Here is a 15,867-nt window from a genome sequence, read left to right as displayed (position 1 = left end):
TATCTAATTAAGAATGTTTTGCACAAACGTAAATGCTATCTAAGTCTTGATTTGCAACACTTTGTTGCATTTTCATTTTTAAGATATTAACTGCCCCACCCTTATTGTCTTTTTGCATTTCTTCAATGCATTTAAAACATTTCATATCATAATCTGCCATAAATATTACCTCCAAAAACTATATTCTTATTTTACACTAATGTTTCAAAATCTATCACTCTATCTGCTCACAAAGTTGAGAAATTAATATCATGAGTTGTTAAAAGAACAGTTCCTTTAAATGCTTGGATGGCTTCTAGCAAAGCTTCTTTTGCTAAGACATCAATATGGTTGGTAGGTTCATCAAGTACCAGTAAGCTACAAGGAACTAAACTTAATGCTGCTAGTCTAACTCTAGTTTGTTCGCCCCCAGATAACTTTTCCATTGGTTGCATCATTAAACCACTTTTAACACCAAATTGACCAATTTTTGCTCGAGCTTCTGATTCTGTAATGGTTGGAAAGTTATTTAACAAGTATTGCACAGGAGAAATCCCATTAACATCTTCAATTTGTTTAAAGTAAGCAACTTCAACCCCGTTTCCCAAGAACAATTCACCTGAAAATGGTTTAATTTCAGTTGAGATTGTTTTTAAAAAAGTAGTTTTCCCAATCCCATTTCTTCCTGTAATAATACATTTTTCACCTTCTCTAATTGAAAAGTTTAAAGCATGCAATAATGGGGTTTCGTAACCAAGCACCAACTCTTTTGCTTCTAAAACAACTGCTGAGGCAGGTCGTTTATAACTAAAATTGAATTTTGGTTTAGTTAAATCTCTTCTCTCAGTAATAACATCCATTTTATCTAATACTTTTTGGCGTGATTGAGCAGATTTGGCAGTACTTGCTCGAGCTTTGTTTTTAGCAACATAGGTTTCAAGCTTTTTGATTTCTTTTTGTTGAGCACTATATGACTTGTCATATTGTTCTCGTAACATTTGTGAATCTGCTAAATATTTATCATAATTTCCAACAAAGCGAGTTAACTTTTTGTTTTCTAAAGCATAAATTATATTACAAGTTTTGTTAATAAATTCATTATCATGAGACACCATAACAAAAGCCTTTTCATAACTTTGTAAAAATTTTGCAAGTCATTCAACTTGTTGAATATCTAAAAAGTTAGTTGGTTCATCAAGTAGTAAAAAGTCATCATCACTTAGTAACAGTTTTGCTAAAATAACTTTTCCTCTTTGTCCTCCAGAAAGAACCCCCATAGTTAAAGATAACTTATCAATACCAATTCCCAAACCATCAACTAAGTTACCAATTTTTTTATCAATTGTGTCAAAGTCATTATGATTTAAGATGTCTTGATATTTTAGTGCTTTTACCAATTCTTCTTCTTTGTATTCAACCACCATATCTTCATAAATTTTGTTCATTCTTGCTTCTAATTCATATAATTCATTAAAAGCATCTTTTAAATACATATCTACTGTTTGGTTTTTATCAACTGCTTGGTGTTGATCTAAATAACCTACCTTAGTTTTTTGGTGAATTTCTAAGGTTCCATGATCGGGAAGAATTTTTTGAGCAATAATATTTAATAAGGTAGTTTTCCCGGCCCCATTTGGTCCAATTAAGGCAATGTGTTCACCCTTATTTACTTTAATATTGGTATCTTGATATAAAAGTTTATCCCCATTTTTGTGGGTTAAGTTTTGTAAATTTGCTAATCCCATGTTATCTTCCTCCTTAAATCACAATAAAAAATACTTGTACTATTATATATGATTTAAAAATATTTTATCGAAATTTCAACATTTAAAAACTGCTATAAAGTTCAAAAACCCTAAAATAAGCCCCTAAAACAAAGGGAAATTTAAATTTATTTTTTTCTGGTTGAGTTAAAAACCATTCGCTTTTTTGGTATCATTAAGTTGGAGACAGAAAAAATGGAAAAAGACAATATTAAAATTTTTGGATTATCAGCTAGCAAAGAGCTGACTGACAAAATTTGTAAAGTACTAGGAGTAGAACCAGCCAAGTTAAACACAAAGAGATTTATGGATGGAGAAACTCTTGTAGAATTAGTGGACTCTGTAAGAGGACAAGAAGTTTATGTAATTCAAGCTACCAACACACCAGTCAATGACAACTATATGGAGTTGCTTATTGCTGTTGACGCTTTTAAGCGTGCTAGTGCCGGCAAAATCAATGTAGTAATACCTTACTATGGATATGCCCGACAAGATCGTAAAGCTAAAGGGAGACAACCAATTACAGCTCGATTAATGGCTAACTTATTAGAAACGGCAGGGGTTGACCGAATCATCACCGTAGACATTCACTCTGCACAAGCAATGGGATTTTTCAATATACCAATGGATAACTTTTCAACAGCCCAAACAGTGGCTTCTGAAATTATTGACACAATTATTGAAGAACAATATTTACCAAGTGAATGTATCTTAGTATCTCCCGATCATGGAGGTTTAAACCGAGTTCATGGGGTTGCTGAATATACAAGGGCCACTATTAGCGGGATTGCTGTTATTGCAAAAAGGAGGCCTGAACCAAATAAATCAGAAGTGGAATTTGTTTTAGGAGACATAGAAAACAAAATTTGTTTTATAGTTGATGACATGATTGACACTGGAGGCACAATCATCAATGGGGCCCGAGCTTTAAAAAAAGCTGGAGCAAAAGAAATTTATATTATTGCATGCCATGGGTTATTTAATGGTGATGCTAAAGCAAAAATGTGTCAAGCAATAGAAGAAAAAATTGTTAAACGAGTAATTGTCACAGACACAGTTGAAATTCCAGAAGAGAGAAGATTTAAAGAACTAAAAATAATCACTGTTTCAAACTTAATTGCCAATATGATTTTAAGTTCTTATGAAAAAGAGTCATTAACAAATGTTTACAATGACTTTAAAAACTCAATTATAAAAAGAGTAGAAAAACATTTAAAAGGATGTAAATAAACAATGCCAAAATTAATTGTAGGTTTGGGAAACCCAGGAAAACAATATGAGCAAACCAGACATAATGCCGGATTTATTGCACTAGATACTTTAATGGACAGTTTTGCAATTTCTAGTCAAAAAACAGCCTTTAAAGCTGAATTGTATTTTGCCAATATTAAGGGTGAAAAAGTTATTTTTGCAAAACCTCAAACTTACATGAACCTTTCAGGAGAAGCCGTTTTACAAATCTTAGCTTTTTATAAAATCCCCATCTCAGATCTTGTAATAATTTATGACGACAAAGATTTACCAATGGGAAAATTGCGTTTTCGTGAATCAGGAAGTGCTGGAGGACATAATGGTATGAAAAGTATCATTCATGTATTAGGAACACAAGACTTTAAACGCTTACGCATTGGTGTTGACATGCCCCCAGAACATTTTAAAATTGTTGACTGAGTTTTAAGTAAAATGTCAGCAGCAGAAATTACAGAAATTAAAGCAAATATCAATCAAGTCAAGGGGTTTGTAGATGATTTTTGCCAAAATCTAGATTTTAAAAAAATAATGAACAATTATAATAAATAGGAGAGAAAACATGAACAAACACAATACCTTAGTGGTGGTTGGAGCTCAATGGGGCGATGAGGGTAAAGGAAAAATCACAGATTACTTCTCGCAAACAACCAATTTAGTAGTAAGATTTTCAGGAGGAGATAATGCTGGACACCAAATTCATTTTAATGGTAAAAAACACAAGGTTCGCATTACCCCATCAGGTATCTTTAATAAAAATGTTGTCAATATTATCGGGAATGGGTGTGTAGTTAATTTAGAACAATTAATTGAAGAAATTGAATTAGTAAAAAAAACTTCACCTGAAATTGGAACCCTATTAGTTTCTAATAGAGCCCAAATTGTTTTACCATACCATATGCAAATTGATGCAGCCCAAGAAGAAGAACGTGGTGAACAAAAAATAGGTACAACAAAAAGAGGAATTGGACCTGCATATCAGGACAAAGTGTCTAGATCTGGAATAAGAATTGGAGACCTAGCTGACCCGGACTTTAAGGCAAAGTTTTTAAAAATCTACACTCATCAACAAAAATTATTAAAGGCAATGTATAATATAGAAATTAATGATTTTGAAAAAACACACTCTAACCTAATAAAGTGCTATGATTATATCAAAGACTATGTTGTTGATTGTGGTGAGTACATTGAGTCAGCAATTAAGGAAGGAAAAAAAGTACTTTTTGAAGGTGCCCAAGGGGCAATGTTAGACATTGATCATGGTACTTATCCTTTTGTAACTAGTTCAAACTGTTCTGCAAGCAATGTGGCAACCGGAACAGGGATTAGTTTTAAATATATTGACACAGTATTGGGTGTGGTAAAAGCCTATTCAACAAGAGTTGGAGCTGGAGGATTCCCAACAGAGTTAGTTAATGAAATTCGTGATGGAATTCGTGAAAGAGGGAATGAATATGGAGCCAATACCAAACGACCACGAAGAGTTGGTTGACTTGATGCAGTGGCATTAAAATATGCAATCCGCACCTCAGGAATTGATAAGATTTTTATTACCTTATTGGATGTTTTGTCTGGAGTTGATGAAATAAAAATTTGTAATAAATATCTTCTTAATGATAGAGAAATACAAACAGTGCCACCAACCACAGGTGAATATGAAAAATGTATTGCTCAATATTTAACTTTACCAGGTTGAACCGAAGACATTACTCAAATTTCATCATTTGACCAATTACCACAAAATGCAAAAAACTATTTAAAAATGATTGAAAAAGTTTGTGAAGTTGATATTATAGGTTTTTCAGTAGGACCAGATCGCAAACAAACAGTAACGTTACAAGAAGTATTTTAAAGAATTTAGGAGGACAAGAAATGATTTCAAGATATGCTAACAAAGAAATAGAACAAATTTGAAGTGACCAAAACAAACTAAACACTTGATTGGAAGTTGAAAAATATGTAGTTGAAGCTTGAAAAGAATTGGCTGTTGTCCCAGAAACTGACTGTAATTTAATTTTTAAAAATGCAAAAATTAATCAAAAGAGAATGTTAGAAATTGAAAATGAAACCAAGCATGATGTGGTGGCTTTCACTCGAGCAGTTTCTGAAACATTGGGGCCCGAAAAACGCTGAATTCATCTGGGATTAACTTCAACAGATGTAGTTGACACTGCCCAAAACAAAATGATTAAGTTATCAAATGAGGTAGTTTTAAATGGAATCATTGGTTTAAAAACTGTTTTGGCAAAAAAAGCAGTTGAATATAAAGACCAAATTATAATGGGGAGAACCCATGGGATTTATGGTGAACCAACATCACTGGGTTTAAAATTTTTACTATGGTATGATGAAATCAACCGACAATTAACGCGCTTTAACTCAGCTCGTGAACAGATTGAAGTTGCAAAAATTTCAGGATCAATGGGAAACTATGCAAACTTAGAGATTCAAGTTGAAATTAAAGTAGCAGAAAAAATGCAGCTTGGTTTAGATTTATTGTCGACTCAAGTAACCCAACGAGATCGCCATGCTAACTTAATTTGTGTTTTTGCAAATTTAGCAAGTACTCTAGAAAAAATAGCAACCGAAATTCGCTTACTACAACGCAGTGAAGTACAAGAATTGTGTGAGGGTTTTGGAAAAGCCCAAAAAGGCTCAAGTTCAATGCCTCACAAGAAAAACCCAATTAGCTCTGAAAACATTTCAGGGCTAGCACGCTATGTACGGGGTTTTGTTAATATAGCACTAGAAAATAATGTTCTTTGACATGAAAGGGATATTTCTCACAGCTCAAATGAGAGAATTATGTTTCCCGATATATTTAATATTGTTGTGTATATTTTAAACCGCACCACTGATACTATTAAAAATTTGGTAGTAAACAAAGAAATGATAGCAAAACACATTGAAGAACATAAAGGTTTATTTTTTAGTCAAAGGGTATTAACTTACATTTTAATGAAGTATAATTATTCTAGAGAAGAAATTTATGATTTTATCCAAAAATGTACTTTAGAAGCACAAACCACTCAAAAAGATTTTAAAGAGGTTTTGCTTGCTAATAAAATTACAGATTGGTTAGAAGACATTGGTGAATTGGATGAATTATTTGATATAAAAATTTTTACCAGACATGTTGACAGCATATTTAGAAGGGTGTTGAAATAACTATGGAGAATCAACAACTGACGACTTTGATTTCTGAAGAAGAAATTAAAGCAGCAATCATAAAGGTTGCATCAGAATACTCAAAAGCTTATGAAAATGAGCAATTAACAATTGTGGCAGATTTATCAAACACATTTATTTTTGTAGCAGATCTAATTAGAGAATTACAAATTGACACAACCATTCAATTTATTGTAAGAGATGGTACTCAAAAACCAAATAGTCTAATTGATTTGGGTTTAAATGAATCATTAAAAGGTAAAAATGTTTTGATAGTTGCAGATGTTTATTATAAGGGGAATACACTAAAAAGAATCAATGATATTGTTACTAGTGAAAACCCCAAAGACATTAAATTACTAACTTTAGTTGATAAAAAAAGCAAAGAAAGAGAATTTGAGTTAGAAATTAATGCCTTATTTAAAATAGAAGATATTTATATTGTGGGTTATGGTTTAACCCATAATGGTAGTTATCGTGGTTTAAAAGGAATTTACAGCATTAATTTGGAGGAAGAAAAATAATGAAAAAGTCATTTTTTGTCTCAACCCCAATTTATTATCCAAGTGGTAAATTACACATTGGACATACTTACACAACAACATTGGCAGACATAATGGCTAGATATAAAAAAGAAAACGGCTATGACGTTTTCTTTTTGACTGGTTCAGATGAACATGGACAAAAAATTGAACAAAAAGCAGCAGAAGCTGGAGTTACTCCACAAAGTTATGTTGATACAATTGTTTCAAGTTTTAAAGACTTGTGAAAAATTTTAGAAATTGATTATGACCGCTTTATTAGAACAACCGATAAAGATCATGTTGCTGCTGTGCAAAAACTTTTTTCTAACTTATTGGCTCAGGATTTAATTTATCCATCGAAATATAAAGGTAAATACTGCATTAGTTGTGAAGAGTTTTTGACAGCCGAACAAATGGATGAAGGTTTTATCCACAAGGTTTGTCAAAAAGAAGCAATTGATTTTGAAGAAGAAACTTATATGTTAAGAGTTTCAAATTTTAAAAAATATTTAACAGAGTTGTTTGAGACAAATTTTTTAGAGCCTGAAGCTCGAAAAAAAGAGATGTTAAACAATTTTATTAATAACAACCTTGAAGATCTTTCGGTTACAAGAGTAAGTTTTGACTGAGGAATCCAAGTGCTTGAAAACCCCAAACATGTAATCTATGTTTGGTTAGATGCACTTTCAAATTACATCACAGCATTAGGGTGGGGTAGTGAAGACAATTCTAAATTAAAACAATTTTGAATTGAAGGAGAAGTACTTCAATATGTCGGAAAAGAAATCACCCGGTTCCATGCAATTTATTGACCAGTGATGCTACAAGCATTGGGTTTAAAAGCACCAGACAAGCTGGTGAGTCACGGTTGAATCTTGAGCAAGGACACTAAAATGTCTAAATCTTTGGGAAATGTGATTGACCCTGTTGAAATTATTGAAACTTATGGTGCTGATGCTTTAAGATTTTATATTGCCAATAATTTACCAACTGAAAAAGATGGTAATTTTACAAATGATTTGTTCATTGAGTCATTTAATACAAATCTAGCAAACAATGTTGGAAACCTGATTTCACGGGTTTCAAATATGATTATCAAATACTTTGATGGTTTATTACCTAGTGTTGAGATTGAACAACACCCTTTGATTAAAAGTGGTGAACAAACAATCAAGGATTATCAAAAATATATGGATCAATACAACATTAGTGAAGCAGTACAAAGTGTTTTAAAGTTGGGAAATGAATGTAATAAATTTATTGAAGATGTAAAACCTTGAGCTTTAGAAAAAGCAGGTCAAATTTCAAAGCTAAATGAAGTTTTAGCAATTTTGCAAAGAAACATTACAATTATAATTTATCTATTAAAACCAATTTTAGTGAAAAGCTTTGAAAAAATGTTTAACCAAATGGGGTTGACTTCAAACACAGTTAACTTTGAAACATTAAAAGCAAAAAAATTTAATTATCAAAAAATATCAAGCAAAGAAGTTTTGTTTGAAAGAATAAAGTAATTTAGAAATGGAGGAGTTGCGATGCAAGCTGACATCGTTGTTGTAGGAGCAGGGCATGCTGGAGTTGAAGCAGCCTTAGCTTGTGCACGTTTAAATAAAAAAACAATTTTAGTTAATCTTTATGAAGATAAAATCGCAACAATGCCATGTAATCCATCAATTGGAGGTCCAGCAAAAGGAATTGTTGTTCGTGAAATTGATGCTTTGGGGGGTGAAATGGGTAAAGCAGCGGATGCAACAGCGTTGCAAATGAAACTGCTGAACTCATCTCGGGGTCCCGGCGTTTGAGCCCTTAGAGCTCAATCAGATAAAATAGAATATTCAAATTACATGAAAAATGTAGTAAATAATCAAAAAAACCTTACTTTAAAAGTAGGAGAAGTTGCAGACATTCTTATTGATAAGAATAATAAAGTAACAGGAGTGTTACTAACAGATGAAACAAAAATTACCTGCCAAGCAGTAATTTTAACAACCGGAACATACTTATCAAGTTTAATTTATCGAGGATCTGAAAAATATCAAGCAGGTCCTAATGATGAAAAAACTGCAACAAGGTTGTCAGAAAGTTTTAAAAAACTGAATATTAATTATTTTAGATTTAAAACTGGGACACCACCAAGAGTGAAAGCAAATTCAGTTGACCTTTCAAAAGCAATTTTGGAACCAGGAACTGATATGCAATTGGCTTTCTCTTTTTCAACAACTAAACCACTACCATTTGCAAAACAACTACCATGTTACTTGTTACACTCAACACCTGAAACAAAAAAAATCATTGAAGCAAATTTAACAAAGTCAGCAATGTATTCAGGGCAAATTGATGCAACTGGACCAAGATACTGCCCAAGTTTTGAGGATAAAATTGTGCGGTTTAATCAAAAAGAAACTCACCAAATTTTTTTAGAACCAGAAGCAAAAGCATTAGATACATTTTATGTGCAAGGTTTTTCAACCTCAATGCCAATTGATGTGCAAGAAAAAATGCTAAAAAGCTTACCAGGATTTGAAAATGTGATTGTGGACAAATGAGCATATGCAATTGAATATGATTGTATTGATCCTCAACAATTATCACTAAGCTTAGAAATGCGTCAAGTGCCCAACCTATTTACTGCAGGTCAAATCAATGGAACTAGTGGCTATGAAGAAGCTGCCGGACAAGGATTAATTGCAGGAATTAATGCAGTGCGGAAACTGAATGTTCAAAACCCATTTATTCTAAAACGGAGTGAGTCATATATTGGAGTTATGATTGATGACATTGTTACAAAAGGTGTTATTGAACCATATCGACTTTTAACAAGTCGTGCTGAAAACCGGTTAACTTTGCGAAATGATAATGCAGAAGTTAGACTAAAGCAATATGGTTATGAATTGGGTTTAGTTAGCCAACAAGAATATGATAAATATTTAGTATTTAAAAAACAAATTGATGAAGCAATTGAGGAATTAAAAAATGTTAGATTCAGTCCCAAATCTGATTTGGCACTTGAGTTAGACCAACTTGGTCAAGCCCACCTGTCACAAGGATTGAGTGGCTATGAAATTTTAAAACAACCTCAAGTTGACATCAATGTCTTAGTAAAATATCTTGACAAATTACAAAACCTTTCAAATAACCAATTACAAAATATTTTAATTAATATTAGATTTGAAGGGTATATCAAAAAAGAAAATGAAACTATTGAAAGATTTAATAAATTGGAGGCCAAACAAATCCCCAATGATGTTGATTATTCAAAAGTTGAAAATATTGCCATTGAGGCAAAACAAATCTTAGAAAGGATTAGACCCACTTCAATTGGGCAAGCATCTAGAATCACAGGTGTCAATCCTGCAGATATTCAGATGTTATTATTCCATTTGAAGAAGAAATATAACACGGTCTAAAATATATCAAAATGATAAATGTTAATAAAAAGAATAAGGTTAAGAACAAGACCTTTGAATTTCTAACCATTTTTTCAATGACCTTTGGAATAGTGGTTGGATCAGGAATTTATTTAAAAAACTCTGGAGATAATGGAGTTTTAGCAAGAGCCAATGACAATCCTTGAGTGGCTATGGCAGTTTGAGTTTTTGTAGGGATCTTTGCATGTATGATGATGTTTACATTTCTTGAAGCATCAAGTGCAGCAAAAAAAGATGACTATAACTCAATGGGAGTTTTAGGAGCTCAGTTTTTAGGAAGAAAATGAGGTTCATTATTCTCAATCTTCTTTATTGTAATTTACACACCACTTTTAACAATCATTGGAGCATTATTTACAATTAATTCACTATTTAGTGCAATTGATGCTTTTATGTTGGCATCAGGTAAAGGATTAAGTGAAGCAATTGGCGGAAATGATGTGAGAATTGTGGTAGAACTTATATTAGGGGCAGTTACCTTAGTAACTTTCCAAGCAATTAATTCAATTTATAAAGATTCAGGAAAATGAATTCAAATTATTTTTTCAATTTTAAAATTTGTACCTTTAATTATTGTAATTGGAGGTGGAATTACATTATATGCAACTGGAAATGTTGAAAATAATACTTTTACAAACCAAGGTGGTTTTAAATTTAACAGCATCTTTGCTTGTTTAATTCCAATCTTGTTTGCTTTTGATGGTTTCTTGGATTCAATCAATATCCAACATGACATTGAACATAAAAAAGTAGTTTCACCAGCAATGTTAACTGGTGTAATTTCTGTAGCAGTATTCTACTTAATTGTTACTGTTTCAATTTTCTTAGTTTCACCAAATGGTAACGTTTTAACAATGTTTGATAAAGCAAGTCCAGGGTTTTCACTAGCCTTTAACTTGATTATCACTTTAACACTGCTAACAACAATTAATGCTTATACAACTTTATATCCAAAAATTGTCCAAGCATCATATGATGAAAAATACTTATACAAAAGAAGTTTTGATGAAAAAATTAAATGAAAAAATGCCACTTGAATCAGTGTTATTATTACTGATGTTGTGATTGTTACTTTTGTAACAACTTCATTATTAATAGATAGCACGGACTATTTCTTAGTTGCAGATTATTCTGCAGATACAGGGATTTTATATGCCTTTACAGTCTATGCACTGATAATGTATGGAGTCATAAGAAATAGAAAGACAAAAAAAGTTGAAGTCAAAGAAATGAAAAACACCCATGTTTTAAATATTATCACCTTGGTTATCCTGGTCTTTATGATAGGGTACATGCACTACATTAGTATCATCGACAGTATTATTGTTTATGCAAAAGAAGGTGATCCATCTAACTTGGTGGTACCAGTAATGTGATTTGGATTTGCCATTATTATGGGATTTGCTTTTTTAATCAATGAAAACTTAATGTTGAGTTGAAAATTAAAACAATTAACAAGCAAACCAGATCAAAAATTAGCAAAAGTTAAATAATAGCAACAAAAGCTATAGGTTAACTAGTAAAGGAGTAATTTATGATCAAAGTAAATAAGGCCAATAAAGCCAGGAACAAGATTTTTGAGTTTTTAACAATCTTTTCAATGACTTTTGGATTAGTTGTGGCCTCTGGAATCTATTTAAAAAACAGAAACCAGTATGGTGGGGTTTTGTATGAAGCCCAAAATAATCCATGATTGGCAATTATGGTTTGAATTTTTATAGGGGTAGTTTGTACTTTAATGATGGTCTCATTTGTGGAAATCACAGGGGCTATGAAGGATGGAGAACACTCAACCTTACAATCATGAACCAAAAAGTTTATTAATCGTAAGTCAGCTTCATGAATTGCTATCTTCTATGTAGCCTTTTATATGCCGGCAATTGGAGCATTGGGTTCAATGTTCTTAATTGATATCTTGTTTGAACAAGGAATCAGACTGCTAATAATTGAAACACAAGGTAAGGACCAATTGGTTATTGCTTTAGGTGTTCCAGGGTATTTAGCAATCAAATTAATTTTATCAACAATTTTATTGGTTGGGTTTCAAGTTATGAATGCTACAACTATAAAACCAGGACGTTGAATCCAAACAATTTTTACATTTGTAAAATTCTTACCACTAATTGTTGTGGTAATTGGGGGAATAGTTTTATATGCCACAACCCCAAATATGTCTAACTCATTTAATAAGAGTGGCACTTTGGTTTGAGGAGCTTCCTCAACATTTGCCACAATGGTGCCTATCTTATTTGCTTTTGATGCTTTTATGTATGCAGCAACTTTACAAAAGGATGTTGAACATAGAGAAGTAGTAGCACCAGCACTACTATCTGCAATTTTAGCTGTTACAATTTTTTATGTACTAATTACTGTGGCAATCTTTTTGGGTGCAGATGATGGAGATATTTTTAAACTCTTTACAAATATCTTTTCAAATAAGCTCAATGCCCCTTGGGTTACCTTTATCTTTAAAGTAATTATTGCAGCAACCTTGTTAACAATGATTAATGGTTATACAACTTTAATTCCTAAAACAGTTCAATCTGCTGTTGAAGAGGAATTACTATATTTAGGTAAAAAAAATGTAGGTAAAATCACAATAATTAAAGCTGCCATTATTGGAGGAACTATTCTTGGAGCAATTTATATAACTTCAATTATTGCTTCAATCATAATTACAGCAAAAGGTGAATCTCAAGTAATTTTTGACAGGACAGGAGTGGGAATAGAAAAATTGTATGTCCCAAACCCTATGGAAGTTCTGGATTTAATTTCTAGTACAACTGCAGTTTATGCTTTTGCAATTTACTTAGTGACAAATATTGCTCAAGTTGTGAATCGCTTTACTAATAAAGTTGAAATTAAAAAAGTTAAAGGTGGCTTGGTTTGTGGAATTCTGGCCTCAGGTTTAGTTTCAATAGTTATGGCATACCTATTATATGCAACATTTATTGGAAAACCATTTGCTCTTGATAGACCCAAAGGTGTTAGTGCTGATGATTGGTGAGATAACCAAAGATCTGCTATTATCAATGGGGTGGCGTCAATTCTAGTCTTGGTTCCAATCTTTACTTGATGAGGAATCAATGAGTACCAATTAAAAAAACATGTTTTGAATAAAGAAGCAGTTTAATAAAAATTTAAGAACACAAAGGGGCTAATGGTTAAATCTTTAACTAGGTTCCTTTTTTATTGGCCTATTTTGCTGCTAAGTGAGAGAGAAAGACCTTACTAAAATGGTACAAAAAGATAACTTTTGTTTTGATAATCATTTATAGTTAAAGATTATGATAGAATAAATGTAGTTTAACTAGCACTTAGTTATAAGCATTTAAAAATCCATTTGAGGTAAATCACAAATTGATTGCATGCTTTTTATTTTGTTAATGGAGGTGTTTTCTTGTTTGATTGAGAAGTTTTTGATGAATATGTTGGTTCAATTGCCGCACAGCAACAAGCAGAACTTATGAGGTTTTTGCAGCTTTTACAAGCAGAAAATCAAAAGTATAACTTGACGACAATTGTTGAAACTGAAGATATTTTTTACAAGCATTTTTTAGATTCAATTTTGTTTGCAAAAGAACTCCAATTAAATAATCAAAAAATATTAGATATAGGTACTGGGGCAGGGTTCCCGGGTATTGTCATCAAAATTTTGTTTCCCCAAACACAAGTTTATCTAATAGAAGCAAATAATAAAAAAATTAATTTTTTAAAATTAGTCATTAAAGAATTGAATTTAAAAAACATCATTCCAGTAAACCAAAGAGCAGAGATTTTTAGTGTTCAACATAAAGAAGAATTTGACATTGTCATTTCAAGAGCAATGGCACCATTAAATGTTTTGTTAGAAGTTGGGGTACAAGCACTAAAGGTTAATGGTACTTTTATCTGTTTAAAAGCTAAGAATGTTGGAGTGGAAATTTTAGATTTAAATGGTAAAGAGAGTGATATTGCTTTAAAATTAGTAGTAGAGCAAAAGCTTTTTGTAGACAATATTGGTGAAAGAGTCAATTTGTTCTTTAACAAAATAAAACCGACAAACTCAATTTACCCAAGACAATATTCACAAATTAAGAAAAAACCACTAGGAAAATAAGCAAAGGAGATTTTAATATGGCAAAAGTAATTTCGGTATCAAACCAAAAAGGTGGAGTTGGTAAAACAACTACAGCAATAAACCTTGCATGTGGACTTGGATTTTCAGGAAGAAAGGTTCTTTTAATTGACTTAGACCCACAATTTAATGCAACTTCAGGAATTGGTTATGAAATTGATGAAAATACAAAAAGTTTATATGAGGTTTTCATTGGTGGGAACACTTTAAAAGAAATTATTGTAAAAGAGGTCAAAAAAAATGTTGATTTAGCACCAAGCTCACTGGATGTGGCAGCAGTTGACTTAATTTTATTAGAACAAAAAAACAGTCAACAAAATGTTTTAAAAGATCAGATTGATAGTGTGAGAGGTGACTATGATTTTATCATTATTGATTGTCCACCAAGTTTAGGTCTAGTTAACAGAAATGGTCTAGCAGCATCTGATTCAATTTTAATCCCAATCCAAGCAGAGCACTATGCAATGCATGGGGTTTCACAATTGCTTAGAACAATTAGAAAAGTTAAAGAAACTCTTAATGGTAACCTAACAATTGAAGGGGTACTAGTAACAATGTTTGATTCAAGAACAAAGTTAGCACATGATGTTTTACAAGAAGTTAACCGTACTTTCAAAAATTCAGTTTATAAAGACTATATTCCCAGAAATATTAAAATATCTGAATCATCAATTGGGGGACAGTCTGTCTTTGAATATGACAGCACTAGTCCAGGTGCAAAAGCATATGCTGCATTTGTAAAAGAGGTGTTAAAAAATAATGGCTACTAAGAAAAAATATCAATTTAAAGGTTTAGATGAACTATTTGGAGATTCAGTTAGTAACATTGTTGAAGGTATTCAAACCAACAATAATGAAGTTAAAGAATTAACTGTTATGATGCAAATAGACAAGTTAACTTCAAATCCCTTTCAACCAAGGAAAATATTTGATGATGAGCAAATCTCAGAACTAGCAGAGTCAATTAAACTTCATGGAGTTATTCAACCAATTATTATCAATAACCAAAATCAAATTGTTGCTGGAGAAAGAAGATGTAAAGCTGCAAAACTTGCTGGTTTAACTGAAGTTCCAGTAGTGGTTTTAGATCTTTCAAGTCAACAAATGGAAGAGTTTGCCATTATTGAAAATATTCAACGTGTTGATTTGCTTGACATTGAGGAAGCGGTTGCCTATAAAAAGCTTGCTAAAAACTTAAATCTTAAACAAGAAGAAATTGCCTCAAGAGTTGGTAAATCAAGATCTCATGTGGCAAACATTATGAGGCTTTTAAACTTGCCCCAAAATGTTCAAGATGGTTTAATGAGTAAAAAGTTAACAATGGGTCAAGCAAAACCACTGTTATCTATCTTAAATAATCCTGAATTGTTAAATCAAATTTATAATAGAATTATCATAGAAGATTTAACAGCAAGAGAAGTTGAGAGCTTAATTAAATTTACAAATCTAGATAGACCGCAAAAAGATGCAAAAATTACAAAAAACTCAAGCGTGGTGGCTACTGAAAATCGTATTATGAGAAAATTGGGAACAAAAGTCACAATTGAAAATCAAAAATTATCAATTCGTTACTCAGATAATAGTGACTTAAATCGTATTTTAGAATTACTTGGTTTAACCGAGGAAGAATTATAGAAAGA

At 31.8% G+C, this 15,867-nt stretch carries 14 protein-coding genes; 12 read left to right on the top strand and 2 right to left on the bottom strand.

Annotation, left to right across the window (positions count from 1 at the left end; translation table 4 throughout):
- Window positions 1-7: 7 nt before the first annotated feature.
- Both SCLAR_RS07145 and SCLAR_RS06960 read right to left on the bottom strand, forming a co-directional pair.
- Window positions 8-160 carry a hypothetical protein gene (locus SCLAR_RS07145; protein ID WP_169921872.1) on the bottom strand — a complete coding sequence of 51 codons (153 nt, stop codon included), beginning with the start codon at window positions 158-160 and terminating at the stop codon, window positions 8-10.
- A gap of 31 nt (window positions 161-191) precedes the next feature.
- Window positions 192-1,724 (bottom strand): ABC-F family ATP-binding cassette domain-containing protein, encoded by a 1,533-nt coding sequence (locus SCLAR_RS06960; protein ID WP_100255194.1) that lies wholly within the window; start codon window positions 1,722-1,724, stop codon window positions 192-194.
- A gap of 213 nt (window positions 1,725-1,937) precedes the next feature.
- Between SCLAR_RS06960 and SCLAR_RS06955 the strand changes: the two genes are divergently transcribed.
- From SCLAR_RS06955 to SCLAR_RS06900, 12 genes are all read left to right on the top strand, one after another.
- On the top strand, window positions 1,938-2,972 hold the full coding sequence (locus SCLAR_RS06955; RefSeq protein ID WP_100255193.1) for a ribose-phosphate diphosphokinase: 1,035 nt from the start codon (window positions 1,938-1,940) through the stop codon (window positions 2,970-2,972).
- 3 nt (window positions 2,973-2,975) lie between these two features.
- The gene (pth, locus tag SCLAR_RS06950; RefSeq protein ID WP_100255192.1) at window positions 2,976-3,542 is read left to right on the top strand and encodes an aminoacyl-tRNA hydrolase; all 567 of its coding nucleotides are present in this window, start codon (window positions 2,976-2,978) and stop codon (window positions 3,540-3,542) included.
- Between the two features lie 10 nt (window positions 3,543-3,552).
- Window positions 3,553-4,842 (top strand): adenylosuccinate synthase, encoded by a 1,290-nt coding sequence (locus SCLAR_RS06945; protein ID WP_100255191.1) that lies wholly within the window; start codon window positions 3,553-3,555, stop codon window positions 4,840-4,842.
- 20 nt (window positions 4,843-4,862) lie between these two features.
- A complete protein-coding gene (purB, locus tag SCLAR_RS06940; RefSeq protein WP_100255190.1) occupies window positions 4,863-6,158 on the top strand; it encodes an adenylosuccinate lyase in 1,296 nt (431 codons plus the stop codon).
- 2 nt (window positions 6,159-6,160) lie between these two features.
- Window positions 6,161-6,682 (top strand): phosphoribosyltransferase, encoded by a 522-nt coding sequence (locus SCLAR_RS06935; RefSeq protein ID WP_100255189.1) that lies wholly within the window; start codon window positions 6,161-6,163, stop codon window positions 6,680-6,682.
- On the top strand, window positions 6,682-8,196 hold the full coding sequence (gene metG / locus SCLAR_RS06930) for a methionine--tRNA ligase (RefSeq protein ID WP_100255188.1): 1,515 nt from the start codon (window positions 6,682-6,684) through the stop codon (window positions 8,194-8,196). Before SCLAR_RS06935 ends, metG begins: the two co-directional genes overlap by 1 nt.
- A 21-nt stretch (window positions 8,197-8,217) precedes the next feature.
- On the top strand, window positions 8,218-10,089 hold the full coding sequence (gene mnmG / locus SCLAR_RS06925) for a tRNA uridine-5-carboxymethylaminomethyl(34) synthesis enzyme MnmG (protein WP_100255187.1): 1,872 nt from the start codon (window positions 8,218-8,220) through the stop codon (window positions 10,087-10,089).
- 11 nt (window positions 10,090-10,100) lie between these two features.
- The gene (locus SCLAR_RS06920; protein WP_100255186.1) at window positions 10,101-11,603 is read left to right on the top strand and encodes an amino acid permease; all 1,503 of its coding nucleotides are present in this window, start codon (window positions 10,101-10,103) and stop codon (window positions 11,601-11,603) included.
- A 41-nt stretch (window positions 11,604-11,644) separates the two neighbouring features.
- Window positions 11,645-13,243, top strand: a complete 1,599-nt coding sequence (locus SCLAR_RS06915) for an APC family permease (RefSeq protein WP_100255185.1) — start codon at window positions 11,645-11,647, stop codon at window positions 13,241-13,243.
- A gap of 267 nt (window positions 13,244-13,510) precedes the next feature.
- Window positions 13,511-14,209: a 16S rRNA (guanine(527)-N(7))-methyltransferase RsmG gene (gene rsmG / locus SCLAR_RS06910; protein ID WP_100255184.1), complete on the top strand. Its 699-nt coding sequence runs from the start codon at window positions 13,511-13,513 to the stop codon at window positions 14,207-14,209.
- 17 nt (window positions 14,210-14,226) lie between these two features.
- Window positions 14,227-14,997 carry a ParA family protein gene (locus tag SCLAR_RS06905; protein ID WP_100255183.1) on the top strand — a complete coding sequence of 257 codons (771 nt, stop codon included), beginning with the start codon at window positions 14,227-14,229 and terminating at the stop codon, window positions 14,995-14,997.
- Window positions 14,987-15,862 (top strand): ParB/RepB/Spo0J family partition protein, encoded by an 876-nt coding sequence (locus SCLAR_RS06900; protein WP_100255182.1) that lies wholly within the window; start codon window positions 14,987-14,989, stop codon window positions 15,860-15,862. The genes SCLAR_RS06905 and SCLAR_RS06900 overlap by 11 nt, the downstream gene beginning before the upstream one ends.
- Window positions 15,863-15,867: the final 5 nt, after the last annotated feature.

Origin of the sequence: Spiroplasma clarkii (assembly GCF_002795265.1) — a bacterium.
In the GTDB taxonomy this organism is placed as follows: Bacteria; Bacillota_I; Bacilli_A; order Mycoplasmatales; family Mycoplasmataceae; genus Spiroplasma_A; species Spiroplasma_A clarkii.
This window is presented reverse-complemented; position numbering and strand designations above follow the sequence as displayed.